31 protein-coding genes are annotated in these 25,437 nt (G+C 58.9%); 10 read left to right on the top strand and 21 right to left on the bottom strand.

Annotation, left to right across the window (positions count from 1 at the left end; all coding sequences use genetic code 11):
- Positions 1-707: 707 nt before the first annotated feature.
- The 4 genes from ACIOUG_RS01135 (at position 708) to ACIOUG_RS01120 (ending at position 2,779) form a co-directional block, all read left to right on the top strand.
- On the top strand, positions 708-926 hold the full coding sequence (locus tag ACIOUG_RS01135; protein WP_401061847.1) for a hypothetical protein: 219 nt from the start codon (positions 708-710) through the stop codon (positions 924-926).
- Between the two features lie 190 nt (positions 927-1,116).
- Positions 1,117-1,986, top strand: a complete 870-nt coding sequence (locus ACIOUG_RS01130) for a P63C domain-containing protein (protein WP_401061845.1) — start codon at positions 1,117-1,119, stop codon at positions 1,984-1,986.
- A gap of 308 nt (positions 1,987-2,294) precedes the next feature.
- On the top strand, positions 2,295-2,534 hold the full coding sequence (locus ACIOUG_RS01125; protein ID WP_401061843.1) for a hypothetical protein: 240 nt from the start codon (positions 2,295-2,297) through the stop codon (positions 2,532-2,534).
- Complete coding sequence (locus tag ACIOUG_RS01120) at positions 2,531-2,779, top strand: hypothetical protein (protein WP_401061842.1); 249 nt, start codon at positions 2,531-2,533, stop codon at positions 2,777-2,779. The genes ACIOUG_RS01125 and ACIOUG_RS01120 overlap by 4 nt, the downstream gene beginning before the upstream one ends.
- Positions 2,780-3,284: 505 nt before the next feature.
- Here ACIOUG_RS01120 and ACIOUG_RS01115 read toward each other — a convergent pair.
- On the bottom strand, positions 3,285-3,503 hold the full coding sequence (locus tag ACIOUG_RS01115) for a hypothetical protein (protein WP_401061840.1): 219 nt from the start codon (positions 3,501-3,503) through the stop codon (positions 3,285-3,287).
- Positions 3,504-3,754: 251 nt separating this feature from the next.
- On the opposite strand from ACIOUG_RS01115, the gene ACIOUG_RS01110 reads away from it, so the two are divergent.
- Positions 3,755-3,982 carry a hypothetical protein gene (locus ACIOUG_RS01110; protein WP_401061838.1) on the top strand — a complete coding sequence of 76 codons (228 nt, stop codon included), beginning with the start codon at positions 3,755-3,757 and terminating at the stop codon, positions 3,980-3,982.
- A gap of 452 nt (positions 3,983-4,434) precedes the next feature.
- On the opposite strand, the gene msrA is transcribed toward ACIOUG_RS01110, so the two are convergent.
- The 11 genes from msrA to ACIOUG_RS01055 all read right to left on the bottom strand — a co-directional run bounded on the left by msrA (position 4,435) and on the right by ACIOUG_RS01055 (position 15,396).
- On the bottom strand, positions 4,435-4,941 hold the full coding sequence (gene msrA, locus ACIOUG_RS01105; RefSeq protein ID WP_401061836.1) for a peptide-methionine (S)-S-oxide reductase MsrA: 507 nt from the start codon (positions 4,939-4,941) through the stop codon (positions 4,435-4,437).
- A gap of 209 nt (positions 4,942-5,150) precedes the next feature.
- Positions 5,151-5,435, bottom strand: a complete 285-nt coding sequence (locus tag ACIOUG_RS01100; protein WP_401061834.1) for a hypothetical protein — start codon at positions 5,433-5,435, stop codon at positions 5,151-5,153.
- A 107-nt stretch (positions 5,436-5,542) separates the two neighbouring features.
- Positions 5,543-5,773 (bottom strand): hypothetical protein, encoded by a 231-nt coding sequence (locus ACIOUG_RS01095; RefSeq protein WP_401061833.1) that lies wholly within the window; start codon positions 5,771-5,773, stop codon positions 5,543-5,545.
- Between the two features lie 122 nt (positions 5,774-5,895).
- On the bottom strand, positions 5,896-6,126 hold the full coding sequence (locus ACIOUG_RS01090) for a hypothetical protein (protein ID WP_401061831.1): 231 nt from the start codon (positions 6,124-6,126) through the stop codon (positions 5,896-5,898).
- Positions 6,127-6,196: 70 nt separating this feature from the next.
- Entirely contained in the window at positions 6,197-7,822 is a 1,626-nt protein-coding gene (locus ACIOUG_RS01085) for an ATP-binding cassette domain-containing protein (protein ID WP_401061829.1), read from the bottom strand.
- A gap of 145 nt (positions 7,823-7,967) precedes the next feature.
- A complete protein-coding gene (locus ACIOUG_RS01080) occupies positions 7,968-8,996 on the bottom strand; it encodes a DNA topoisomerase IB (protein ID WP_401061827.1) in 1,029 nt (342 codons plus the stop codon).
- A 69-nt stretch (positions 8,997-9,065) separates the two neighbouring features.
- On the bottom strand, positions 9,066-10,145 hold the full coding sequence (gene modC, locus ACIOUG_RS01075) for a molybdenum ABC transporter ATP-binding protein (RefSeq protein WP_401061826.1): 1,080 nt from the start codon (positions 10,143-10,145) through the stop codon (positions 9,066-9,068).
- Between the two features lie 3 nt (positions 10,146-10,148).
- Entirely contained in the window at positions 10,149-10,829 is a 681-nt protein-coding gene (gene modB / locus ACIOUG_RS01070; RefSeq protein ID WP_329698192.1) for a molybdate ABC transporter permease subunit, read from the bottom strand.
- The gene (gene modA, locus ACIOUG_RS01065; protein ID WP_401061823.1) at positions 10,830-11,597 is read right to left on the bottom strand and encodes a molybdate ABC transporter substrate-binding protein; all 768 of its coding nucleotides are present in this window, start codon (positions 11,595-11,597) and stop codon (positions 10,830-10,832) included. It lies immediately after the preceding gene.
- A 169-nt stretch (positions 11,598-11,766) separates the two neighbouring features.
- Entirely contained in the window at positions 11,767-12,831 is a 1,065-nt protein-coding gene (locus tag ACIOUG_RS01060; protein WP_401061822.1) for an NAD(P)H-dependent flavin oxidoreductase, read from the bottom strand.
- A 102-nt stretch (positions 12,832-12,933) separates the two neighbouring features.
- On the bottom strand, positions 12,934-15,396 hold the full coding sequence (locus ACIOUG_RS01055) for an autotransporter (protein WP_401061820.1): 2,463 nt from the start codon (positions 15,394-15,396) through the stop codon (positions 12,934-12,936).
- A gap of 189 nt (positions 15,397-15,585) precedes the next feature.
- Between ACIOUG_RS01055 and ACIOUG_RS01050 the strand changes: the two genes are divergently transcribed.
- Positions 15,586-16,569 (top strand): MDR family oxidoreductase, encoded by a 984-nt coding sequence (locus ACIOUG_RS01050; RefSeq protein ID WP_401061818.1) that lies wholly within the window; start codon positions 15,586-15,588, stop codon positions 16,567-16,569.
- Positions 16,570-16,630: 61 nt separating this feature from the next.
- Entirely contained in the window at positions 16,631-17,089 is a 459-nt protein-coding gene (locus ACIOUG_RS01045; protein ID WP_401061816.1) for a GyrI-like domain-containing protein, read from the top strand.
- On the opposite strand, the gene ada is transcribed toward ACIOUG_RS01045, so the two are convergent.
- The 5 genes from ada to ACIOUG_RS01020 form a co-directional block, all read right to left on the bottom strand.
- Positions 17,086-18,153: a bifunctional DNA-binding transcriptional regulator/O6-methylguanine-DNA methyltransferase Ada gene (ada, locus tag ACIOUG_RS01040; RefSeq protein ID WP_401061814.1), complete on the bottom strand. Its 1,068-nt coding sequence runs from the start codon at positions 18,151-18,153 to the stop codon at positions 17,086-17,088. The two genes, ACIOUG_RS01045 and ada, sit on opposite strands and share 4 nt — an antisense overlap.
- Positions 18,154-18,234: 81 nt before the next feature.
- Complete coding sequence (gene alkB, locus ACIOUG_RS01035) at positions 18,235-18,906, bottom strand: DNA oxidative demethylase AlkB (protein WP_401062430.1); 672 nt, start codon at positions 18,904-18,906, stop codon at positions 18,235-18,237.
- Between the two features lie 5 nt (positions 18,907-18,911).
- On the bottom strand, positions 18,912-19,622 hold the full coding sequence (locus tag ACIOUG_RS01030) for a 2OG-Fe(II) oxygenase (RefSeq protein ID WP_401061812.1): 711 nt from the start codon (positions 19,620-19,622) through the stop codon (positions 18,912-18,914).
- Positions 19,623-19,717: 95 nt separating this feature from the next.
- Positions 19,718-19,888, bottom strand: a complete 171-nt coding sequence (locus ACIOUG_RS01025) for a hypothetical protein (RefSeq protein WP_401061810.1) — start codon at positions 19,886-19,888, stop codon at positions 19,718-19,720.
- Positions 19,889-19,919: 31 nt separating this feature from the next.
- Positions 19,920-20,222 (bottom strand): DUF1883 domain-containing protein, encoded by a 303-nt coding sequence (locus tag ACIOUG_RS01020; protein WP_401061808.1) that lies wholly within the window; start codon positions 20,220-20,222, stop codon positions 19,920-19,922.
- A 212-nt stretch (positions 20,223-20,434) separates the two neighbouring features.
- On the opposite strand from ACIOUG_RS01020, the gene ACIOUG_RS01015 reads away from it, so the two are divergent.
- A complete protein-coding gene (locus ACIOUG_RS01015; protein ID WP_401062428.1) occupies positions 20,435-20,791 on the top strand; it encodes a hypothetical protein in 357 nt (118 codons plus the stop codon).
- 72 nt (positions 20,792-20,863) lie between these two features.
- The gene (locus tag ACIOUG_RS01010) at positions 20,864-21,094 is read left to right on the top strand and encodes a hypothetical protein (RefSeq protein ID WP_007964656.1); all 231 of its coding nucleotides are present in this window, start codon (positions 20,864-20,866) and stop codon (positions 21,092-21,094) included.
- 3 nt (positions 21,095-21,097) lie between these two features.
- On the opposite strand, the gene ACIOUG_RS01005 is transcribed toward ACIOUG_RS01010, so the two are convergent.
- A complete protein-coding gene (locus ACIOUG_RS01005; protein ID WP_007964655.1) occupies positions 21,098-21,385 on the bottom strand; it encodes a hypothetical protein in 288 nt (95 codons plus the stop codon).
- Positions 21,386-21,536: 151 nt separating this feature from the next.
- On the bottom strand, positions 21,537-21,722 hold the full coding sequence (locus tag ACIOUG_RS01000) for a hypothetical protein (protein ID WP_401061806.1): 186 nt from the start codon (positions 21,720-21,722) through the stop codon (positions 21,537-21,539).
- A 258-nt stretch (positions 21,723-21,980) separates the two neighbouring features.
- Between ACIOUG_RS01000 and galU the strand changes: the two genes are divergently transcribed.
- On the top strand, positions 21,981-22,820 hold the full coding sequence (gene galU / locus ACIOUG_RS00995; protein WP_007912230.1) for a UTP--glucose-1-phosphate uridylyltransferase GalU: 840 nt from the start codon (positions 21,981-21,983) through the stop codon (positions 22,818-22,820).
- Between the two features lie 339 nt (positions 22,821-23,159).
- Here the strand turns inward: galU and ACIOUG_RS00990 are convergent, their stop codons facing one another.
- Entirely contained in the window at positions 23,160-24,908 is a 1,749-nt protein-coding gene (locus tag ACIOUG_RS00990) for a phosphoethanolamine transferase CptA (RefSeq protein ID WP_401061804.1), read from the bottom strand.
- Between the two features lie 199 nt (positions 24,909-25,107).
- Positions 25,108-25,290: a DUF6026 family protein gene (locus tag ACIOUG_RS00985; RefSeq protein WP_401061802.1), complete on the bottom strand. Its 183-nt coding sequence runs from the start codon at positions 25,288-25,290 to the stop codon at positions 25,108-25,110.
- Positions 25,291-25,437: the final 147 nt, after the last annotated feature.

The raw sequence follows: 25,437 nt of genomic DNA, 5'->3' as shown, positions 1-25,437 counted from the left end.
GGCGCAGTAGATGTTTTATGTAGGGCAGGGAGCCAGCAGCGTATTCATTACTCGGTGCTGGATGCACCGTTCGACATCCTGACAAGGTCGCGGCACCTTCAAATCAGCGCCTCGAATGTCCGCTCTCCGGAGCAACATTGCAGGCACAACCGGAGAACGCATCAAGTGGACTCGCAGGCATTAGCTTTCGAACCGCATCGGACTTCAGTCTCTTACAAGCGGTTAGTAAACCAATTACACGCCGATGACCGCTGGTGACAATCGCGGTCTGTAGGCACACAGACATCTATGGCCGGTTAAAACTAGGTATTGGCTACCTGTGTCTGGCCAAAAGGGGCTTCTTCGTGGCTATGCGTTTGGGACAGTGAGTGTCGCTTCTGGGTCGAAAAGGTCGCTCGGAACGACTGCTTTTGGCCGAAAGCTGCCAGTGGGAAGTTATCGTGTTGAATATTTATGCTCGCAGATATTCTGGAGTTCGAATCTCTCCTTCACCGCCACATTCAGTAAACGCAAACCTCTGATTTTCCTAGAGAAAGTCGGGGGTTTGTGGTTTTTGGAGTCTGAAAAAAGGCCACGTGGGACTGAGATGGGACTGGTGCACTATTCTGGTGCGTAAAAAGCTGCTGCTGAGAGAGTCGATGGACCGCTCTACCGCTGCGACCGTATGAGCTAGGCTTTGCATACCCCTCACGTCTAGGATGGATCGCATGCCGGATAACTCTGCCTCTAATATCGCCACTGCTGATGCGCTGACATTGTTACTGCAAAACCAGCATGCCATCGGTGCTGCAATAGATGAATTTGCAAAATGGTTTTCAGAGAATGGCGCAGAGACTGTTGGGGATAACGCGATCGCAGCTATGGAAACGTTGGATACAAATGCCCAAGCACTCACAAATGCGATCATGCGATTACGCGAGTGTTAGGGACCTGCGACTGATTCTGCAAAAACAACTGACTGGCATTTTCGTATCCTCAGCAGGCGTTCACCCCCTACCGGCTCATTTTTGATCTCGGTTGATATGTGCCAGCTTGGCTGGTCACACTTTTCAGTTGACAATGGTGACCGTCGAGGTCACTATTCTCAAACGAAATCAGTGACCGGGAGGAATCAGTATGGAAGTTTTTGAGTGCACGCACCGTGGTGAGCTGGTAATCGGCGATAAAACAATCTCATGTGCGATTTTAAGCAATGGTATGCGGATAATCACGCAGACCGCGCTCTTTGATGCTTTTGATCGCCCGAGGAAGGGAGAGAAACGCATTGATGGTTTGCCCTCTGTGATCGGCGCTAAAAACCTCCTTCCATTTATCTCTGATGAGCTTAAAGAAAAATCAGCTGTCGTACACTATTACTCCCCAACGGGAAAAGTAGTTTCGGGGCACAATGCCGAATTGATTCCTCTGATATGCGAGTTGTATCTCACAGCAAACGATGAGAATGCTCTACTCGAGAGCCAGGAGAAAATTGTTCTCCAAGCGCACATTTTGATTCGTGCTCTCGCTAAGGTTGGCATAACCGCTCTTATCGATGAGGCAACCGGTTATCAATATGAGCGCGAAAGTAACGCGCTGCAAACAATTCTCAAAGCCTACATATCTGAAGATTTGTTGAAGTGGCAGGCACGCTTTCCACGGAAATACTATCAGGAGCTATATCGTCTCTATGATTGGGAATATGATCCTCTGAAAATGACTCACCCTCAGTATCTAGGGAAGTTCACAAACGAGTACGTCTATGAGCATTTGCCCGCCGGTGTGCTCAAAGAGTTGCGGCAAAAAAACCCAAAAAATGACTCGGGGAATCGTTCAAAAAAACATCACCAATTCTTGTCTGGCGACATTGGTATTCCTCACTTAGAAAAACACATCACTAAGCTCATTACGATCATGGAGCTTTCAAATGGCGTGGTTGAGTTCAAGCGTAATTTTGAGCGTGTGTTTGGGGCGAATTACAAAGAACAACTTTCTTTGGGTTTGAAGTAGTGATGACGGGTGCGGTGGCTGAACCTTCTCTTTCAAGGTTTTATCATCCGCACCACGTTAAGACTATCGGGATCTATTGCGTATATTCGTAGCCGATTAGCAGATCCCAATGCAGACTGGTAGCTAGAGCTTTATAGCGACATAGCGACCTTTATCGATAGGTAGACATAATTCCAGCCTATGTTCAATCGGCCCCCACACCTGGCTCAGGTGTGGGGGCCTTTTTTTGTGGCCGTGGAAGCCGGTCCCCCCAGGGCTGGTCTACCATTCCCTCGATATCTGGTTGATCTCTGGACGTGGGAGTACGCATGACTGATGCATTGGCGGCACTGAAACTGCCGAACGCAGTTGAGGTGCAAACCCTGAAACTGCTGCACCAAATTGAACTGGCGCACACGGCTGACGACCTGTTTCGAGCCAGTGATCGTGCCGAAGATTTTGTGCTGGGCCTGGAGACGGTCAAGGTGCTGAATGCGGCCAGTATCGAAGGTTTGTATAAGACTTTCGAGGCAGCGGCCACGGCGCGGCGTCAGGAGCACGAACAGTGATCGGCGAAGGTATTCACGAAGACGTGTTGCGCGCCCTGGTCGAACAACACGCGGTGCGCGAATGCCTGGTGGCCAGGATCAACGGCAGCCCCGACTGGGGCCTGTCGATTCGCCTGGGCGGCAGCGGCGCACGCTGGGTGCCGGTGCGCTCGCGACGGGAGTCAATGCGCACCTGGGCCAGCTTGACCGCCGTGGAACGTTTTGCCGAAGGCGTGGGCCTCAGCGGATTCAGTGTAGAGCTGTAACCGGTACTAGCTTCAAGGCCATTTCTACAGACCTACATCCGACTGCCTTTGCTTGAAATACGGGCTTCCGGCGGCCCGAATTCTTTCCGCAATTTGTTTTGAGGTCCTGGTTTCACTACCCTAAAACGAACAGAGAATTTGTGTGATGCGGAAAAATAATCACTATAAGGTTATGATTTATAGGGAAAAAATAATGGACTTAAAATCCCCCGCTCGTAAGGGCGTGCCGGTTCGATTCCGGCTTCGGGCACCATGAATATCAAGGGCTTGTATGAGATTACTCATGCAGGCCCTTATCATTTCTGCTCCGCGATTGTTGAGCCCGCTTCGCGATTTACTGTTTCGAATGATCATCTCGGGAAGGTGGATGGCGCATCAGAGTGTGAGCATCATTAATGCGAACCACACACAACTTAAAACCCGGCTCAGCTCCGGGTTTTTTTGTGCCCGCGATTCGACCACGCGCCCAAGAGGGGCGGGTGAAAACGTCTTACTGCGCTGAGGGCTATCGACGCAGGCTGTGCCAGCTCAGACACACCGACTCCAGTTCTTCTGTAAGACACGTCAATTCTTCGCGAGTGATCATGCCAGCTACCTTCAGGGCCTGGTTGAAGCTGGTCGAACTGCTCTTCAGCGCCAAAAGCTGAGTTTCATCTCGGGCTTCACTGAGATACCCGAAGTTTGAGCGTGCCATTGCCATGGCGGTGATGACTTCAGTGGGCATAGCCTTTTCGATTGATCATTAAAAATCAGAGGTTGCCAGCTATGGCCGCTCTTTAGCCATCAACCAATTGGCAGGGTGTCAATAGAGCACGAAGGTTTTGCGAATCAGCCAGTCGTGGCGTGGCAATGGGTGAACTCTCGAGAGGCTTAGTCGAAGCCTGCCAGGCACATCACATGTCCGCAGTTTTCCTTGAACTAAAAGCTGACCGGTAAGTCGGGATAATGTGTCGTCCCTTCACTCAGAGGTCATTTATGCGCAACTACACGATCCAATATTTGTTCAACGACGCGCCCCGCACGCATCAGCTTGAGCTGAATCAATCTGAGCTTTCGGTGGCGGATGCTGCAATGCACCTGCTCGAGCTACATTTCGGCGATGGTGAGAACAGTTTGATCATGCCGACTGCGGACTCGACCGCTGAAGAGATTCTCCAGCAGGCGGATGTGATGGGAATTACTCAGGTCGAAGTGGTTACGTGAGCACGGCCGCTTCACCATTTTGAATAATTATGGGCTGATCGGCAGGCAACAAAAAGCCCGGAGGCATCCGGGCTTCTCAGGGCAAACCCTCAGCGCGAATTTACTTTTTCCTGAGTCCGCGCCGACGCTCTTTCCCTACGCCGCCGAATCCAGCTATAGAAAGCGTGAACCGGGTGTAAAAACGCCGCGAGTATGCACAGCAGCAAGATGATGAAAATGGCAATCAGCGGGAGGCTTTCGTGCGAGAACATGGTGGGGTACTCCTGTAGGCACTATGTTGGAACCCGCAGGCTAGACGCATTGAGCCATGCTTGCGATGAACGTATGTTCATCCTCGGGCGCTTGAACTGTGCTACGGAGGGCTCGCCGAAATGATCGATTCCAGAGGTGCGCAAGCGCCGGCCTTCAGTTAAGGCCAGCGCCGCGCGAGGAGTGATTACGCAGGTGTGTTTTCAGCTGCGCTTGGGCAGTTTCCAGTTCGGGCGGATGAAGTGGCAGGTGTAGCCGTTCGGTATCCGCTCCAGATAGTCCTGATGCTCCGGTTCCGCTTCCCAGAACGGTCCCGCCGGTTCGATTTCGGTAACCACTCGGCCCGGCCAAAGACCTGAAGCGTCGACATCGGCCGCAGTGTCCTCGGCGATGTCGCGTTGCTCTTCACTGAGGTAATAAATCGCCGAACGATAGCTCGGGCCCAGGTCGTTGCCTTGGCGGTCAGGCGTGCTGGGGTCGTGGATCTGGAAGAAAAACTCGAGGATCTGCCGGTAGCTGATCACGGCCGGGTCGAAGACGATTTCGATGGCTTCGGCGTGGTTGCCGTGGTTGCGGTAGGTGGCATTCGGCACCTCGCCGCCGGTATAACCGACACGGGTGTTCAGCACGCCGGGATAGCGCCGCAGCAGGTCCTGCATACCCCAGAAGCAGCCGCCGGCGAGAATCGCGGTTTCAGTTTGTCCGGTCATGATCTTTTTTGCCTCTCGGTGACTGTAGATACGGTTCTGGTTATGAGGGCGCGTTGGCTATTTGCAAGCTTGACCCAGCGTAAGGGGCTGCTCGCACCGGTGTTTTCAACAAAAAGCCCTGACGATAACGCCAGGGCATGGATGGGTTGGAGGTTTGAATTCAGGGCAGTTCACATCGAGTGATGGATTAAACACACGACATCAAACGGTTATACAAACGCTTGCCCGAAAAAGCCCCGTGGCAGGCGCTGTGGCCCGGCCAGTGCGGTGAGGCGTTCGATCCACTCCGAACGCCAGTTCGATGCACCATGATCAGCCTTGGTATCGCGCGCTGCGCGCCGTGCGGCATTGCGCTGGGTTTTGCGCGCTTCCTTGTAGGCATCGGTGTTGCGGCAGCTGCGGCATTTGACGCGATTGAGTTCCAGGCTCGAGGCGAGGTTGTTGCCCTTGTGACCACAAGCCAGATGTCCGTCTGTTTTGAAATGGATAACCATGAACAGTCTCCTGGGTGACGTGTACAGGTTATGACCTCAAACGGCCACGGGCGTTCGCCGCACCGGCCAGGTGGCACGCTCGGAGACTGTCGTTTATCACTGCGCAATCATCTGAAACGAGGCAGTGGCCGCTCGACAGGTTTTAGCGAAGACAAAGTGCTGCGGATCAGCGGCGTGTCTTTTTCGATGTCGTTCAGGCGATCACGGATGCGCAGGGCGGTCGGATGGCCGCCTTGGTGATCGACCCAGTCGGCGAGTTCCTTGCAGGCCGCAGCCAGGCGCGCCTGACGGGAGTCGAGCAGGGTGAGAAGGGTGGTGATGGACTCTTTTTCGGACATGGAACACCTCCGTTCAAACAAACCGTTGAGAGGCAGCAAAAAGCCCGCAGGCTGCGAGTTCTCTGCCGTTGGGGCGCTGGTCCGTCAGTTGCTTTGAGTATAGACCCCGCCTGTCAATTGCATCAGCCGGCCGATTGGCGCGCCGGGACCGGCGAACTGGCCGCATTGAGCCGACGGCATTCGCGTCGAGCCTCTTCCTCAAGATCGTAGCCATCACCGATAAAGCCGCCGGTGCGCGTGTCGTTGATCCGAAACCAGCTGCTGGCTTCGGCGGGTTCATGCTGGCTTTCGCCGGCGCGCCGGCCGTGAATGATGATCTTGTTGCAGCGCTTCACGACAAAGATGTCTTCCATGGCGTCACCACAGCAAATGGGTGTCAGATCAACTATAGAAGCCTTGGCCAATCGTGCAAAAAATAGACAGTCAGTTCGTCGGTTGCAGGTGCCATCCCTCGCAATACCAATCCAGGCGATGCGTCGGTTTCAACGCCTGTAGAAACTCAGGGTCGTGGGAAACCGCGACAATTGCCCCGGGAAACGTCTGCAATGCCTGCTCGAAAGCCTGAACCGAGGCCAGGTCCAGATGATTGCCAGGCTCATCCAGCAGCAACAATTGCGCAGGCGTCTTGCCCCACAAGGCTACCGCCAGCGCGGCTTTCAAGCGTTCGCCACCGCTCAGTGACGCGCTCGCTCGGGTGACCCGTCGCGCGTCCAGTTGCAGATGAGCCAAATGGCTGCGCAATGCACTTTCACTGAGCGGACTGTGCAGCGCGAGCAGTTGCTCTATGACACTGAGACCGTCGTCCAGCAGCTTCAGATGCTGGTCCAGATAAGCCACAGGAACATGGGTGATGCATTCGCCGCTGGCGGGATGCAGTTGACCCGCGAGCAACCTGAGCAACGTCGATTTGCCGCAGCCATTCGGGCCATTGACGGCGACGCGCACGGGCCCGCTCAGCGCGAGGTTGAACGGTTGCGCCGGCAACCATGGCACACGCGCATCAATCAGCGTACAGACCCTGCGTGCAGCAGGCACTGCGCTGCCGGGCAGGTTCATCAGCACCACATCGTCCGCGAGCACTTTGGCGTAGGCATCGCGCACCCGCGCATCGAGTTCGGATTTGCGCTGCTGATGACCATGACGCACCTGCCCCATGATCTGCCTCGCGGCACCTTTCAGACTCGCGCGTTCGAAGCCCGAGACATTAGCGGTTTTGGCGTTGCGCAGTGAGCGGGCCGCATGCCGCTGGATGGTGTCATGCTCGCTTTGCAAGCGCTGCTGCTCGCGCCGGCGCTCGGTTCGGCTTTGATCCAGTGTCGTTTGTGCCGCCGCCTGCTGGATCTGCCGTTGCTGCTGGTAAGCGGAAAAATTGCCGCCGTACACCGTGGCACCCAGCGGCGTCAGCTCGACGATACGTTGCATGCGCTCAAGCAATTGCCGGTCGTGGCTGATGACGATCAATCCGCCGCGCCAGCGTTCCAGTTCTTTCATCAGCCAGTGGCGGCCGGGGCCGTCGAGATGGTTGGTCGGCTCATCCAGCACCAACAGGCGCGCCGGACTCTGAAACGCTCCGATCAACGCCAGCCGTGCCTGCTGGCCGCCGCTCAGCGGTTGGGTCAAATCCGTGTGGGCGATGTCCGGCAGAACGGCATCGTCCAGCCATTGGCGCAGGCGTTCGGGCAGATCCCAGCGCTCTGCGAGGATGTCGAAATCTTCTGCAGCCGCCTCGCCACACTGCAGCCGTTGCAGTGCGCAAAGAGCGGCAGCGGTGCCGGTAGCATCGGCCACGGTCTGTCCCGCCTCGGCGGTGAAGGTTTGCGCCACATACGCCAAGGGAGCCGAGCAGGTCACGCTGCCGGCAGTCGGTTGCAAGTGTCCGGCAATCAGTTTGGCCAGCACGCTTTTACCGACGCCGTTGCGCCCGACGATCGCGGTGTGGGTGTGATCGAATTGCAGATTCAGGTCGTTGAAAATCGTCTCGCCATTGGCGAACTGAAAACCGGTTTGATTCAGGCAGACGAGGGCAGGCGTACGCGAGACGTGAGTCATCGGCACCTCCGAAAAATGTCGTGAACGGTGACAGGCGCAATTCAGCGCTGGTCGCGATTACGTTTTCAGAAGGCTGGATTATTCACTTTCTGCGGTTGTCCTGGAGGCGGGAAGGTGGCTAGCCTAGATCACCCGTCCGCCGCGATCAAGACGCCTCGATCATTTGCTCGAGAAACATCGCCAAGGCAACTTCCTCGGAGCGCAGGCCCTTGCGCATTCTCGGACGTGGCAGTTCGGCCAGCGCACCGAGCAGGAAGCGCTCGACCACGGCCGGATGGATGTAGCACTTACGGCACACCGCCGGGGTGTTGCCTAACTGTTTGGACACGCTCTTCACCATTTCCACCACATGCCGTTTCGCCTCGGCTTCGGACTCCCATTGCAGTTCGCGCAATACCGCAAGGGCCAGCGCGCTGCCGGCCCAGGTGCGGTAATCCTTGGCGGTGAAGTCGGCGCCGGTGAGGGTTTGCAGGTAGGTGTTGACGTCGTGCGAGCTGACGGTGTGTCGCTCGCCGTTTTCATCCAGATACTGGAACAGATTCTGTCCGGGGATTTCCAGGCAGCGCTTGATGATGCGTGCCAGACGTCGATCTTTCACGGTGATCTGGTGTTCGATGCCGCTCTTGCCGCGAAACTGGAACAGAATCGCGCTCCCGTTGACCTCGACATGCCGGCTGCGCAGCGTGGTCAGGCCATAGGAGCGATTGTCCCGCGCGTACTGGGTGTTGCCGACGCGGATCAGTGTGGCGTCGAGCAGTGTGATCACAGTGGCCATGACCTTGTCACGGCTGAAGCCGGGGGCGTCCAGCAGGGTTTCGAGCTGTTTGCGCAACTTCGGTAGCGCCATGCCGAATTCACGCAGGCGCGAGTACTTGTCGGCATCGCGCACCTCGCGCCAGCGCGGGTGATATCGATACTGCTTGCGGCCCCGGGCATCGCGGCCGGTGGCCTGCAAATGGCCACGCGGATCGGCGCAGATCCACACGTCGGTGTAGGCCGGTGGCACTGCCAGCGAATTGATCCGTTTGATTTCGTCGGGGTCGGTAATGCGCTGCCCGGCCGGATCGAAATAGGCGAACTTGCCGCGCAGCTTTTTGCGGCGCAGGCCGGGTTGGGTATCGTCGACGTAATGCAGGTCGGGCGGTAATACGTCGGCTAATGCGGTGTCGGGCATGGCGGTGTCCTTGGCGAATCGCTCTGTTACTGCGATTGACCGCGCGCCGTGGCCGTCGTGCCAACCAATTCAGGCCAGCACTGCGACAGCCTTGATCTGCGCCCACAAATGCTGACCGGGATGGATGCCGAGCTGATCCCGGGAAAACCGCGTGATCCGTGCCAACAGCGGGGTGCCGCCAGCGTCCAGACGAATCAGCACATGTGCGGCATTGTCCGCCGCCTGTTCGCTGACCACGGTCACCGGCAAGCGATTGAGGATGCTGCTGGCCTCGCTGTCGTGCAGCGCCAGACTGATGTCGCGGGCGTGCACTTTGCAGCGCAAAGCCTGACCGACCGCCATCGGCGCATGAGTCACGCGGATATTCATGGCGGTGGCCGGCAATTGCAGGCTGAGCAACTGGTACTCGGCATCGTAGGCGCTCACCTGGCCTTCGATGATGACCCCGGCGTCGTCGCCCATCGCCATCGGCAGGTCCAGCCTGGCGAGGGTTTCGCCGATCGGCCCGCTGGCCAGGGCCTTGCCATCGCTGAGCAACACCAGATGATCGGCCAGGCGCGCCACTTCATCCTGTGCGTGACTGACGTAAAGCACTGGAATGTCCAGCTCGTCGTGCAGGCGTTGCAGATACGGCAGGATTTCATTTTTGCGCTGGCTGTCGAGGGCGGCCAACGGCTCGTCCATCAGCAGCAGTTTCGGGCTGGTCAAGAGTGCGCGGGCGATGCCGACGCGCTGACGTTCGCCGCCGGACAGGTGCTGCGGATCACGCTCCAGCAAATGACCGATGCCCAGCAATTCGGTGGCCTGCGCCATGTCGACCCGGCGCTGAGCCTTGGCGATGCGTTTGAGACCGAACTGCAGATTGGCCAGCACCGACAGATGCGGGAACAGGCTGGCTTCCTGGAATACATAACCGATTGCACGTTTGTGCGGCGGGACGAAAATCCGCCGTTCGCTGTCCTGCCAGACTTCGTCGTTGATCTTGATAAAACCCTGCTCGGCGCGCTCAAGCCCGGCGATACAGCGCAGACAGGTGGTTTTGCCCGACCCGGAATGACCATACAACGCGGTCACGCCGCGTCCCGGCAAATGCAGATCGACGTCCAGGCTGAAGCCCGAATAAGCGATTTTCAGACGTGCATCAATCATCGATCAGCTCCAGCCCGCGCGGGTCTTGCGGCTGGAGTAGAGCGCCAGCAACACCAGAAACGAAAACACCAGCATCGCCCCGGCCAGCCAATGGGCCTGGGCATATTCCATCGCTTCGACATGGTCGTAGATCTGCACCGAGACCACGCGGGTCTTGTCGGGGATGTTGCCGCCGATCATCAGCACAACGCCGAATTCACCGACGGTATGCGCGAACCCGAGGATCGCCGCTGTCACGAAACCGGGGCGGGCCAACGGCAGGATCACGCTGAAAAAAGTGTCCCAGGGATTGGCGCGCAAGGTCGCGGCGACTTCCAATGGGCGGGTGCCGATGGCGGAGAACGCGTTCTGCAACGGTTGCACCACAAACGGCATGGAATAAATCACCGAACCGATCACCAGCCCGGTAAAACTGAAGGTCAGAGTGCCCAGACCCAGCCATTGCGTGAAGTGGCCGAGAAAGCCGTTGGGGCCCATCATCAGCAACAGATAGAAGCCGATCACGGTCGGCGGCAGCACGAGGGGCAGGGCGACGATTGCGCCGATGGGGCCGCGCAGCCAGGAACGGCTGCGCGACAACCACAGGGCAATCGGAGTGCCGACGACCAGCAGGATAGCGGTGGTCAGGGACGCCAGTTTCAGGGTCAGCCAGATCGCCGCGAAGTCGGCACTCGTCAGCGACATTTAGAGCTGGTAACCGTAAGACTTGATCACCGCAGCGGCTTTCGGGCCTTTGAGATATTCAACCAGTGCTTTGGCGGCGGCGCTGTCCTTGCCCTTGTTCAGAATCACCGCATCCTGTTTGATCGGGTCGTGCATGCTCGCTGGAACAATCCACGCCGAGCCGCTGGTGACCTTGCCGTCCTTGTAGATCTGCGACAGCGCGACGAAGCCCAGTTCGGCGTTGCCGGTAGACACGAACTGGTAGGCCTGAGTGATGTTCTGGCCTTCGACGATCTTGGCCTTGGTCGCTTCAGTCAGCTTGAGTTTTTCCAGCACCTGAGTGGCGGCCAGGCCGTATGGCGCGGCTTTCGGGTTGGCGATGGACAGGTGCTGGTATTCGTTCTTCTTCAGGACTTCACCTTTGGCGTCGACATAACCTTCTTTCGCCGACCACAGGGCCAGGGTGCCGATGGCGTAGGTGAAGCGCGAACCCTTGACAGTGTCGCCTTCTTTTTCCAGTTTTTCCGGCGTGGTGTCGTCCGCCGAGAGGAACACTTCGAACGGTGCGCCGTTCTTGATCTGGGTGTAGAACTGGCCTGTGGCGCCGTAGGCAGCGACCAGTTTGTGCCCGGTGTCTTTTTCGAAATCGGCAGCAATCGCCTGGATCGGTGCGGTGAAGTTGGCGGCAACCGCCACTTGCACTTCATCAGCCTGAGCGGCACCGAAGGCGAATACCGCAAACAGGGTGGCCAGGCAGGTTGGGGCAAAACGTGAGGCACGAATGGTCATGTAACAGCTCCGTTATTGGCAAGTGCAGAGGGCAGTTATTGTTAGGGGTGGACTGCACCGATGCGAGGGGGTGAAACGCTATATAGCGAAATATATAGCGAAATGCCGCTAAACAGGAAGTGCTGTTGTATACAGGATGAGGCTATGCCACGCCTCACCCTGAATCGAATTAGCCGCGGCCCAGTTTTGCCAGCGCGCCTTGTGCCAGTTGCCGGGTCAGTTCGGCGCTGCCCAACTCTTCGCCCAGCGGGAAAGCCTGACCGGCCCAAAGGTTACTGAATTGCGCTTCACTTTTGGCACGCAACGGCATCAACGCTCCCCCCGCCAGCGGGAATGCCGGCGCCTTGGACGACATCGGGCCGATTTCGCGCATCACCCGATTAAGAATGCCGCGAGCCGGACGGCCGGTGAACAGGTTGGTCATCGCGGTTTCGCTTTCCTTGGCGCTGCGCAGCGCCTGATGATGCGCGGCGCTGACTTTTGCTTCCGGAGTGAACAGATAGGCGGTGCCGACCTGCGCTGCCGATGCACCGAGGATCAATGCCGCGGCCACACCGCGCGCATCGGCGATGGCGCCGGCAGCGATCACCGGCATCTTCACCGCATCGACGATCTGCGGCACCAGCGCAAAGGTACCGACCTGGCTGCTCAGGTCATCGCTGAGAAACATCCCGCGATGCCCGCCTGCCTCGTAGCCCATCGCGATGATCGCGTCGCAGCCGTTTTGCTCAAGCCAAACGGCTTCGTCGACGGTGGTGGCCGACGAGAGAATTTTCGCACCCGTAGCCTTGACCCGATCCAGCAGGGATTTTTCCGGCAGACCGAAGTGAAAGCTCACCACTTCAGGACGAAACTCTTCCAGCACGGCGCACGCCGCCGCATCAAATGGCGCCCGGTTGGACACCGGCGTCGGTGCGTCGAAGTCGGCGCCCAGTTCGCGGTAATACGGCTCAAGGAGATTCTTCCAGTCTTGTGCGCGCTGTTCGTCGGCGGCCGGTGGCTGGTGGCAGAAGAAATTGACGTTGAACGGTTTGCGGGTGTGTTCGCGAATGGTCTTCAGCTCTTCGCGCAACTGTTCGATGCTCAGCATCGCCGCAGGCATCGAACCCAAGCCACCGGCATTGCACACGGCGATCACCATGGACGAGTTCGTGGCACCGGCCATTGGGGCCTGGATGATCGGCAGCTCGATGCCGAGCAGGTCAAGAATGCGCGTGTCAGGCCATGGGCTCATGGAAGCGGTTCTCCGAACGACGAAACGGGGCAGGGACGGCGGAGCCGGTTTTTTAACAGCAAAACCGGACTCAGGGCCAGCCCGAATTTTCCACGCAGCTGTTCAGCGTCGATGAAAACCACCGCCGCCACCTCCAAATGAGTGATTCATCAATTGCGAGGAGTTGTGAAAGTTGTTGGTGCGCTGGTTGCCGAAATTGCGCGCGGCGGATTCGCGATTGAGGTTTTGCAACTGGGCATTGTTATTGACCGGTGCCGTGCGGGTCGGGCTGCCCTTGACCATGGATTGCCAGCCGGTGTCGGTCTTCTTGTAGACGTTGCCGTCATGCCCGGCGTAGACGTTGTCGCCCACCCGCGCGGCGCCGCCGTTTCGGCCCCTGACACTGCCGTATTGCGTGGTTTTGTCGGTGTTGGGGTTGTACACCGCGCCACGATTGGCGGTGACCTGCGTGCCATTGCGAACATTGCCTGCGGTGACCCGGCCGCCGGCGATGGCGCCACCGTTCGGGCCGACCACCTCACCGCTGCGCCCGGCCGCATAATTGCCGTTGTAGACATTGTGTACCGCGCCGCGCTGGCCTGCGGCTGCAATGCCGGTGCGCGAGTTATAGGACGAACCGACCTGACCGGCCCAGCGATTGCCGGTCCAGGCGTTGTACCCGGCGCCATAGCGGCTCACGGTCGCGCGGTCGCCCCACTGACGATAGAGGTTGCCGGTGGTCCCGGCCCAGCCTGCGGGGCCCCAGGCTACGGCGCCTCCGCGATAACCGTAAGCGGCACCGCCCCAGGCCAGTGGCGCGGGGTACAAACGCGGTCCCCAGGCGTAACCCCAACCGTAATTGCCCCACCACGGATAAGCGCCCCAGCCCCAACCCATGGCCCCGGTATTGCCGCCGCCCCAGCTCCAGCCGAAACCGAAGCCGAAGGACCAGCCGGTCCACGGCGTGTAGCGAATCGCAACGCCGAAACCGTAGGTCACGGGCGGCCCGTACCAGACGCTGCCGACCCACGGCGTGTACGGATAACCGGTGCCGTAGACCACCACGCCGGTGGCCGGGTCCAGGTTCGAGCCCTGATACCCCGGGGTGTAGCCCACCACCACGGTATCGCCAGTGGATTCATAGACTTTGACGTAGGTGAGGTAATGCATCGGTGAACTCGGCGGGATCGAATAGATCACTGCCGGAACGGAGCTGGCGACGCTCCATGGTCCGTTGACTGAGGTGGCGGTGAACCAAATGCCGTTTTCCACCGCAAACCAACTGTCGTTGTCGACCCGAATGATCGGCGTGGCACTGTTGGCCACGTACTGCAACGACGTGTTGTTGATCGCCTTGAGCTGCGGCTCGCCATCAAACTGCGGCGCACTCATTTTCACTGCGCTTTTCTTGATCGCCGAGGTTTGCGGGATGGTCGCAGCGATCGCGGCTTCTTGAGCTTGCGGCGTGCCCGCGACCGATGCCTTGACGTTCTCTTTCGGGCTGTCGTCGGGAATGTTGGCAAAGTCTGCCGGCAGTTTGTCCGCCGGGGTAAACGTCCATGGCCCCTTCATGTCGGCCGCGCGAAACCAGCGGCCAGAGATCAGCACGTAACTGTTCTGGTCGCCAATCTCCTTGAAGACGTGCCCGGTGGTGTTGCTCACGTAGAGCAGGCGGGTGCCCTGAATAGGCTGCCACTGCGGTGCGCCGTCGGTGACGATCAATTCCGTGGGCGTGGTGGCAATAAAGATTTTCGGCTGCGGCGGCTTGGCCAGACTGGGTACCTTGTCTTTCGGATCACTCTGGCCGGTCAGCAGATCGACCTGACGACTCTGGATCGCCGCTTGTTTGGCCTTCTGCAGATCGGCCGGCGCGGTGGCCAGACGGGTGTAGTCGCCACTGAGGCTGTCGGCAACCATCCAGCCATCGAACACGTGCAGGTAATGTTTGCCCTGAGCATCCTTGAGCAATAGCGGACGGGTGTTGATCACCCGCTGCAGACCCGTGCCGTCAACCGCCCGGTAGGCCGCCTCGCCGTCGATGTAGACGAGCAGGGCAGGGACGTCGGAGCTGATGATCGCCGGCGGGGTGTTTTCCAGCGGCGCGTTGTCAGCCTTCTGTTCTGCCGACAGCACGCTGACGGCGGCTTCGAGTTGATCGAGGGAAATGGTTTTCTTGCGGCTGTCGGCATCTTTTTGCAGAGCGCTGAGCCAGACGTCGGCCTGACTGGCGTCGGCCGGGAAGTCGGCCTTGATGATCTTGTACTGATCCAGCGCGACCCAGCGCGTGGCCTTGTCGACCAGCGTGTGCGCGCTGAACTGGACGATGCCGTAGGTGGGCTTGCCGTCGGCGCCAGTGGCTTCGACGGCGGCCCGGGCATTGAGGGTGTAGCCATCCCAGCTATCGAGTTGCGGCTGGTACACGGTCAGTTTGGCCTTGCCACTGCTGATCACCTGCGGCCAGGTCGGTGCGCTCGCGGCGGAGTCGGCCGCAGGCGCCTTGGTCGCGGCAGCGGGCGCAGCCCAGACATTGCCAATAGTCAGCAGGCACAGCATCAACATGGCAAGCAACGAGCGCAGGTAAGACATTGTCAGCTCCATCGACAGGGCCGCTTTCAGCAAGGATGGCAGCGAAAGCACGACCGTCGAAAAAGCATAGTCGCCCGCTTCGCAATTACTTGGCAGATTTGCGAATTGGCGCAAAGTCGAGTGGGGCAATGTGTTGCTTTGTGTTATTTCAAGGCACGAGAACTTGAATCCATTGCTTGAGAGGCAGCCATGTTCAACGGCATTTTGATCGACAAAGACGACAACGGGTACCACGCCAGCCTGCAGCAGATCAGCGAAGCGCAATTGCCCGAAGGCGACGTGACGGTGAAGGTTGCGTACAGCACGCTGAACTTCAAGGACGGACTGGCGATTACCGGCAGCAGTCCAGTGGTGCGCAAATTCCCGATGGTGCCGGGGATTGATCTGGCGGGCACGGTCGAAGTCAGTTCGCATCCCGACTACAAGGTGGGTGATCAGGTGCTGCTCAACGGCTGGGGGGTTGGCGAGAATCACTGGGGCGGGCTGGCGCAGAAGGCGCGGCTCAATGGCGACTGGCTGATTCCGTTGCCCGAAGCCTTTACCGCTGCGCAAGCCATGGCCATCGGTACCGCCGGCTACACGGCGATGCTGTGCATTCTGGCGCTGGAGCGGAACGGCGTGACCCCGGATCAGGGCGAAGTGCTGGTGACCGGCGCCAACGGCGGGGTGGGCAGTTTTGCCATCGCCTTGCTCAGCAAGCTCGGGTTCCGCGTGGTGGCGTCCACCGGCCGGGTCTCCGAGCATGAGTACCTGAAGCAATTGGGTGCCTGCGAGATCATCGACCGCGCGACCCTTTCGGCGCCAGGCAAGCCTTTGGCCAAGGAACGCTGGGCCGGGGTGATCGATTCGGTCGGTAGTCACACCTTGGCCAATGCTTGTGCCAGCACCCGCGCCGAGGGCACGGTAGCGGCTTGCGGTCTGGCTCAGGGCATGGATTTCCCGGCGTCGGTGGCGCCGTTCATTCTGCGCGGCGTGACCCTGGCCGGGATCAACAGCGTGACGCAGCCGAAGGCGCGGCGGATTGAGGCCTGGGCGCGTCTGGCCAAGGACCTGGACTTCGCCCTGTTGCCTTTGATCAGCCATGAAATCGCCCTGAGCGAAGCCATCGACGCGGCGCCGAAGTTGCTCGCCGGACAGCTGCGCGGCAGGGTTGTGGTCGACGTCAATCGCTGACAGAGTAGGCGGCATTGCGGCCCCGCGTGGCCGCACTTCTATTAAGGGAGCGGCAATTTCGATGGACTTGAAACGAAAGCAAATCGACGCCTTCACCGTAGCCGGCCTGCGGGTTCGCACCCATAACGCAGCAGAGCACCAACCCGAGACAGCGAAAATCGGCCCGATGTGGGGGCAGTTTTTCGGCAAGGAACTGGCCGAAACCATTCCCGGCAAGTCGGCCAATTCGCCGATTTATGGCGTGTATTCGGCTTACGAGTCGGATGCCTCGGGCGAATTCGATGTCACCGCCGGTGTTGCGGTGACTGCTCCGGCCAAAGACTACGAGTCGGTCCTGATCGAAGCAGGCGAGTATCTGGTGTTCGAGGCGCAGGGCGCATTGCCTGATGCGGTGATTTCGACCTGGGGGCGGATCTGGTCGTTCTTCGAGGCCAATCCGCAGATCCAGCGCCGCTACGCGACCGACTTCGAGGCCTATACCGGCCCCGAGTCCGTATCGGTCTACATCGGCGTGCGCTAAGGCTGCGTTTCGCGCTCCAGCAGTTGGCGCTTGCGCTCCACGCCCCAGCGATACCCCGAAAGATTGCCATCGCTGCGCACCACGCGGTGGCAAGGGATCGCCACGGCCAGGCGGTTGGCGCCACAGGCTTGTGCCACAGCACGCATGGAGGTCGGCGCGCCAATGCGCTGGGCGATTTCGGCGTAACTGGCGGTGCGGCCCACCGGGATTTCCCGCAGTGCCTGCCACACCCGTTCCTGAAACGCCGTGCCGCGCACGTCCAGCGGCAGATCGAGACCCAGCGCCGGGGCCTCGATGAAGCCCACGACTTTGGCGATCAACTGCTCGAACCCGGTGTCGGCACCAATCAGATTGGCCTGACGGAACTGATCCTGCAGGTCGCAGACCAGTTGATGCGGATCGTCGCCCATCAGAATCGCGCACACCCCGCGCGCGCTTTGCGCTACCAGAATCGCCCCGAGTGAACATTGGCCAACGGCAAAGTGAATGTCGTTGTTGCGCCCGGCAGCGCGATAGTCACCGGGCTTCATCCCCAGTACCTTGTCGGCTGACTCATAAAAGCGGCTGTTGGAATTGAAACCCGCGTCGTACAGCGCATCAGTCACTGTGCCGCCGTCTGCAAGCCGTTCACGCACCCGGCGCGAACGATGCGCCGCTGCATAGCCTTTGGGCGTCAGGCCGGTAGCAGCCTTGAACACGCGATGAAAATGGAACGGGCTGAGGCCGGCGACCTCGGCGAGTTCATTGAGCGCGGGCACTGTTTCACTCGACTCGATCTGCCGACAGGCTATCGCCACGGTCGCGGCGTGCTGGCTGGCGACTTCAGTCTGATCCTTACTCGTGCGTTTGCTTGGGCGGTAGCCCGCCGCTTCGGCAGCTTGAGCACTTTCGAAGAACTCGACGTTCTGCGGTTTGGGCAAACGTGAAAGGCTGCTGGGGCGGCAATAGATGCCGGTGGTTTTCACCGCATAGACAAACTGCCCGTCGGCCCGTGGGTCCCGCGCAACCACGGCAGCCCAGCGTGGATCGGTTTCAATGTTGATGATCGGCGACAGCTTTTTCATGACGAGTAGTCCGTTGACCTGTTTGATTCAGGTTAACCAGCAGCGAGGTGGGTAACACTCCGGGCCTTGCGGTCAAATTTTTCACAAGCATCCGGCAACACGAAAAGTCAGGTTGACTCGGCGTTCGCCAAGCTGCGGATGGCGCCCGGGCTTGATCGGCAATACGCCGTGAAAACGCAAGCGGTCGACGCCGCCCCAGATCACCATGTCGCCGTGCAGCAGGGGGACGCGCTGGCTCTTGTCGCTGCGAACGAAACCGCCGAACAGGAACATGGCGGGCAAACCCAAAGACAGCGAAACGATTGGCGCCGCGTAGGCATGTTCGTCCTTGTCCTGGTGCAAAGACATTTTTGCCCCGGGGACATATTGGTTGATCAGGCAGGAGTCTGGATGAAAGTCGGCAAATCCTGCGCTTAGTGCTGCTTTGCGCGCCAGTTCTGACAGCACTTCTGGCATCGCCGGCCAAGGCTTGCCGGTCAGCGGATCCACCGCGCTGTAGCGATAGCCGCTGCGGTCGGTGATCCAGCCCAGCGTTCCGCAACTGCTGGTGCCCACCGACATGCTGAAACCGCCCGGCGTCATCATGTGGCGCAACGGTGCTGCGGCAACAATGGCATCCAGCGCGGGCAGCAGTTGGTCTGCAACCGGCAGAGCGAAGCCGCGCAACACCCACGATTGTTCGCCGATCTGCTCGGCGCGGGGTTGTTGCTCGGGTTCGTGGTCGGCGAACAGGTCGAAGGTGGTCGGTTGCATGGTGTTCATGATGCGTCGTGAAAGATGATGCCCAGAGTATGCCGATTTCCGCTGTGCAGGCGACTGACGCCGTGACGCATGGTCACTCGATAATCGCCGCGTGTGCCGCTGACCGGGCGCTGGTTGACCGCGAATATGACTGCGTCACCCTTTTGCAGATCCAGGACGTGAGGGCGCGACTGCATGCGTGGACGCTGCTCGGTCAGGACGAACTCACCACCGGCAAAATCCTGTCCGGGCTGCGACAGAAGAATCGCCACTTGCAGTGGAAAAACCAGTTCTCCGTACAGATCCTGATGCAGGCAGTTGTAGTCCTGCGGGCCGTAACGCAACAGCAAGGGTGTCGGCCGCAGTTGGCCGGCAGCTTGACAGCACTGCACAAACTCGGAATGGGTTGCGGGAAAGCGTACAGGCACATTCATGCGTTCGTACCAGCGGTTGGCCAGCGGCACCAGGCGCGGGTAAAGCGCAGTGCGCAGACGTTCGATAGTGGTCGGCAGGGGATAGCTGAAGTACTTGTATTCCCCGCGACCGAAACCGTGGCGCGCCATGACGACCTGCGAACGAAACGGTTCGGTCTGCGGATACAGGGCGCTCAGGCGTTCACAGGTTTGCGCCGACAGCAGCGAGCGGACGATGGCATAGCCATATTGATCCAGATGCTGTTCGAGGCTTGCCCAATCGAGCGCATCCAGCCGAGACGGGGACATTGACATTCTGACTCCTGAACCCTTTGGTCGAGGCGGTCAGTCTGGGCAAGTCCCGGCGGCATAACACTCCGCCGCTTGCGGTCGAATCTCGGAATGTGGTGTTACAGCGCTTTGCTCACGGCGATTTCGCTGATCACGTCTTCAGTCTGGCCGTGGATCGCGTCCAGTGCCGCCTTGGCCTCTTCTACCGTGCCTTGTTCCAGTTGCGCGAACTCGAAGCGGCGTTCACCGTTGAGCTTGTATTTGATGACGTATTTGGTCGTTTGGGCCACGGTCGTGCTTACCTTTGCGTTGGGGGGCGGCTCAGCTGAGTTTGGTGCTGGAGCGGCGGATGATCTTGATCGAGTGGGTCAGGGTCGGTTTGCGCGTGACGCTGATGGCGCGACGGCTGACGGTGTCGATGGTGATGTTCCAGAAACCGGTGCTGGGTGCGGTGATGCGCGCCGGAAACGTGTCGAAAGCGCCGCCATGGTAAGTGTGGCGGCCACCGTTCTTGAACGCGCGGAAATTGGCGTCGTTCATCAAACGGATGTTGCAGGTTTGCGAGCATTGGATGACGACGATGTCGTCTTCGTTGAGGTGCTCGCGCTGGTGAATGAATTTCATGGGCGCCTCCAGAAGGGCTTTTTCTACTAAATCAAAACGATAGCATGTGCGATTGGCGCAGTTTATCAGCCCGAACGGGTTATTATCCCGCCGTCGAGCGCTGCTTTGACAATTAAAAACAGTTATTCGCGATTCGATGCGGGTTTAATGGAGTAAGCCTCGGAGAAAAATGGCATTAATGCTGTCCGAGGGTTTTTATGGGAGGTATTCGTATGAAGTGGGGTGTGGTGTGTCTGCCGTTGATGTTGGTCATGGGTGGTTGCGCGAGTGTTTCCGAGATCAATGAAACCTTGCCGACCATGAGCGTGATTTCCGGCAAGAAACCCCATGAGTATGCTCAGTGCCTGGCGGACAAGCTTGCCACCAGTCGTGGCGCGCTGCAGATGCAGCCGCACAAGGATGGCGTGCGAGTGATTGTTCCCGGAAAGTTTTCCACCGGCGCGGCCGCGGTGTTTGATATCGAAGACCGTTCCGGCGGCAGCAGCATCAAGCTGCATGAGCGCATGTCCAATGTGCCGGTGCGTCCTCATGATGTGCAAAACGCCGCCAATGCCTGTATTTCCGGCTGATAGAATAGCGGTCATCAGCACCGATGCCGTCACAGTCTTGCTGTGACGGCATTTTCATTTCTGGAGTCGCGCATGAAGCGAGAGCAAGTACGGGAACGGCATGCAGAGGGCCTTATCTCTGCCACGCATGTGATTCAAAATCCGGCGAACTCGGGCGAGTGGATCGTGTTTTTCAAGAAGAGCGCCGGTCGCAGCTACTTCCTGGTCGACGATAACGACGAAGTCGAATCCTTCGCCCGGCTCGACGACCTGATCGAGGTCGTGCGCGGGCTCGGGATCAAATTCGCCGAGATCCACATGTAGGGGCTATTTGCAGACCACCACCACACTGCGATTCTTGTAGTTGCCGACATCGACGCCCAGGGTCTTGTCGCTTTCCTTGGGGGCCGGCGTGCCGTCAGTACCGACGATGCGATAACCGGTGCCGGCGCAGGAGGCGTCAGCCTTTTCGTAGCAGGTGGCCCAGGAGTTGGCTTCCCCGGAGCAGTCGATGCTCAAACCCTGTTCGCCGTTGTTCAGGTAGGTGGTTTCCGAGGTCGCACAACCACCAAGGGCCAATACCGCGATCAGCGGCAGCATTCTGTTCATGTTCATAGGTGTGTCGTCTTCAGCGAGGGAGGGGCTAAACGCTCTGACAGCGCCGGAGTGAAAAGGTTATAGCGATTGGCCACTTGTTTTCATCGGGCTGCGGGCGGCCACAAAAAAGCCCTGCGCAAGGGCAGGGCTCGGCGCGTATCGCAACCGGTCAGTCCTGATCCTTGCCCCGGCGCTTGGACGACGCAGGCGTGTCGGTGAACACCGACGCCACATCCGTCGCCAGTTGCTCGCTGTCGAAAGGCCCGGCGATGTGTTCGCCGTTGGTAGTGGTCAGGCTCCACTTGCCGTCTTTCTTGTCGATCACGTACCCGTTGATGATTTTTACCGCGGCCATCTATCTGTCTCGTTCGCTGGTTCAAAGGCGCCATGATACCGACAAATCCTCACATTGGGGGATGATGAGTGTATGGTGGGACAGCGCATTTGCGTGTTTGAGCTACTCTGATTTCGCCGCTCGAAGGCGCCAACGGAACTAACGGCGAGAATATTTCTCTATGTTGACATCGGTTAGCCAGTGCGGGGCATTGTAAGGTGCACGCCGCCTGATTAGACTGCGCCGAAACTCGTACACACAGCCCTTTCAAGGACTTATATGATCAAGAAATGCTTGTTCCCAGCAGCCGGTTACGGTACTCGCTTCCTGCCAGCGACTAAAGCCATGCCCAAAGAAATGCTGCCGGTGGTAAACAAGCCACTGATCCAGTACGGCGTTGAAGAAGCTCTGGACGCTGGCCTGACTGAAATCTCGATCGTGACCGGTCGTGGCAAGCGCGCTCTGGAAGACCACTTCGACATCAGCTATGAACTGGAAAACCAGATCAAGGGCACCGACAAGGAGAAATACCTGGTCGGCATCCGCAAGCTGCTGGACGAGTGCTCGTTCTCCTACACCCGTCAGACCGAAATGAAAGGTCTGGGCCACGCGATCCTCACCGGTCGCCCGCTGATCGGTGACGAACCGTTCGCCGTGGTATTGGCGGACGACCTGTGCGTCAACCTCGAAGGCGATGGCGTACTGACCCAGATGGTCAAGCTGTACAAGCAGTTCCGCTGCTCGATCATCGCGATTCAGGAAGTCGATCCGCAGGAAACCAGCAAGTACGGCGTGATCGCCGGCGAGATGATCCGTGACGACATCTACCGCGTACACAGCATGGTCGAGAAGCCAAAGCCGGAAGACGCGCCGTCGAACCTGGCGATCATCGGTCGTTACATCCTGACTCCGGACATCTTTGACCTGATCGAACAGACCGAGCCAGGCAAGGGTGGCGAAATCCAGATCACCGACGCCCTGATGAAGCAGGCCCAGAACGGCTGCGTCATGGCCTACAAGTTCAAGGGCAAGCGTTTTGACTGCGGTGGCGCCGAAGGCTACATCGAAGCCACCAACTTCTGCTTCGAGAACTTCTACAAGACCGGCAAGGCTTACTGATAGCGCCGGATCTGCATCGCGAAGTGTGAATGCACCCAAGTGAATGCCCCACAAACGCCCCGACTTGTTCGGGGCGTTTGTTTTTGTGCTGGAAATAATCCCTGAGCCCTACGCCGCGATTTACTGACGCCCTCTGAGCGCGTTGGCTGCGTTTTCAAGGGGAGGGTGCCTTCGAGCATGCAGGCCGTGCCGATTCCCTTCAGATGGCACAGCAGGGCCCCGAACCAGCGGACGACTTGTCCGCCCGGAATGAAAAAAGCTCCGTATCTTGCGATACGGAGCTTTTTCTGTAGGCGTTACACCGATTGCGATCTCTCGAAACCGGCGCCTTCCGAGCGGTTACTGCTGCACGACATTCGCAGCGGCAGGGTCGACCTTTTTCGGCTTCATCAGGCTGAAGTCGATCAAGGCGCGCTGCTCGCGTTCGTACGGGTTGCCGATCATCAGTGGGCGCGGTTTGAAGCTGTCGCTGACCAGGCTCTTGCTGCGGTCCAGTTCATCGAAACTCAAACCGGCCATGTCCGCCCAAGTGTGGATCAGGTGCGAGCTGCTGTAAGGCCGGCTCAGATCCGCGGCGAAGTTCCAGTCATGGTTCTCGCGCCATTTTGGCGAAGCCCAGGCCATGAACGGAATGGTGTACATCGGCGCCGTCGGTTTGTTCTCGTTACGGCCCAGGGTGTTGTGGCCTGCCGAGTCGAACACGTCTTCTCCGTGGTCGGAGAGGTACAGCAGGAAACCGTTCGGATCGGACTTGGCGTAGTCCTTGATCAGGCTCGACACCACGAAATCGTTGTACAGCACGGCGTTGTCGTAGCTGTTGTAGGTCGGCACCTGGTCATCACGCACGCCGGCCGGCACGCCGGTACGGTCCTGGAACTTGTCGAAGGTCGGCGGATAGCGATACTGGTAGCTCATGTGGGTGCCGAGCAGATGCACGACGATCAGCTTGCGTTGAGCCGGGTCGGTCAGTGCCTTGTTGAACGGCTCGATCACGTCACCGTCGTACTGTGCGGCGTTCTGGTTGCGGTTGTTGTTCAGGTACACCTGCTCGTCGGCCTGTTCGGAGAAGGTCGTGAGCATGGTGTTGCGCTTGGTCATGGTCTGCTGGTTGGTGATCCAGAACGTCTTGTAGCCGGCCTGTTTCATCATGCTGACCAGCGACGGCGTGGACAGGTACAGATCAGGGTTCTCTTCGTCGGCGAAGGTCAGCACCTGCTGCAGCGCTTCAATGGTGTAAGGGCGCGGGGTGATGACGTTGTCGAACACCGACAGCTGATCCTTGAGCTTGTCCAGCTCCGGTGTGGTCTTGCGCCCATAGCCGTACAGGCTCATGCGCTGACGGTTGGTCGACTCGCCGATCACCAGCACCAGGGTCGAGGGCTTGTCGGCGTCGGCAACCTTGAGGTTATGCAGCGGTGGAACCTTGCTGGTGCTATGCAGCATGTCCTGCATGCCGGCCAGGGTGTCGAGGTAACGGTGGTAAGCCACGGCCATCTGCCACGGCACGGCCGGCTCGATGCGGTCTTCGAATTTCTCGAAACCGCCGGCGAAACTGCCGGTGCGCTGAGTCTGTTTGATCAACGGGTAGCCGACCACCGCAATCAGGATCGCCAGCGCAGCGACGAAGGCGCGGCCACGGGGCATGTAAACCGGGCGCAGGCGCGTCCACAGGAAGTAGGCGAAAGCGGTATGGGCGAGGAACGCCGGAACCATCCACCAGGCAAAGTATTGAGTCATGTACTCGCCGGCTTCAGAGATGTTCGACTCGAACATGATGAAGATGACGCTTTGCGAGAATTCCTGCTGATAGATGAAGAAATAGCCCAGGCTGGCCATGGAGCAGGCCCACAGGACGATACCGATCAACGCCGCCAGCAGCTTGGTGCGTTTGGGAAACGCCAGCATCGGAGCGAGCCAGAGCGCACTCATCACAAAGGCTTGGCGGAACCCGCTGAAACCGGAGGTGCCGGTCAGCTGAATGAGCAGTTGGGTGATGCCCGAGAAATACCAGAAAAACGCGAACAGCCAGAGAACCCCGGCCCAGTCGAAACCTGTCGCAGTCGTTTTGCTGCGTTTGAACAATGCCATTCAGCACTCCAGCTCATCGTCACTAACCACCGCCGGTACGCTACATCAAACCGACGAACGGAAGCCGCGCGCAAACGCACGGCCAGAATGGGCCGGAGTATCACCAAGGCAGTGTGAAAACTTCGTTAGTTGCTGATCAGGGGCAGGGGTGCATCATGTCGGGAACGACAAGCGCCGTTCCCGAAGCTGGCGGGACAGGTCAGGCGTGCGGATTGCGCTGGACAACCGGCAGAGGTTTGGGCTGAGCGCCCTGAGTCAGAGCGCGCAGCTGCGCCAGCTCCTGCTTCAATTGGTCGCGCTCGTCTTTCAACTGGCGCAATTCATCGCGACGGATCGTGACGTACAGGGTTTGTGGCGGCATTGCTGTGTGTACTGTGCCCATTGCTCACCTCGCAAATGGCGTGTCTCAACTGCAAATCGTCCCCGCGTTCGGGGTACTGACTTGCTATCGGCAGCAATTTTGATTTCTTTCGCCCGTGAATGGAACTTTTTTATTTTTCACGGTCGGTGTGTCTTCGGCAGGATTCGG

Source organism: Pseudomonas sp. NPDC087803, assembly GCF_044742995.1.
In the GTDB taxonomy this organism is placed as follows: Bacteria; Pseudomonadota; Gammaproteobacteria; order Pseudomonadales; family Pseudomonadaceae; genus Aquipseudomonas.
Note: the sequence above shows the minus strand (reverse complement) of the source record. Positions and strands in the feature narration are given on the sequence as shown.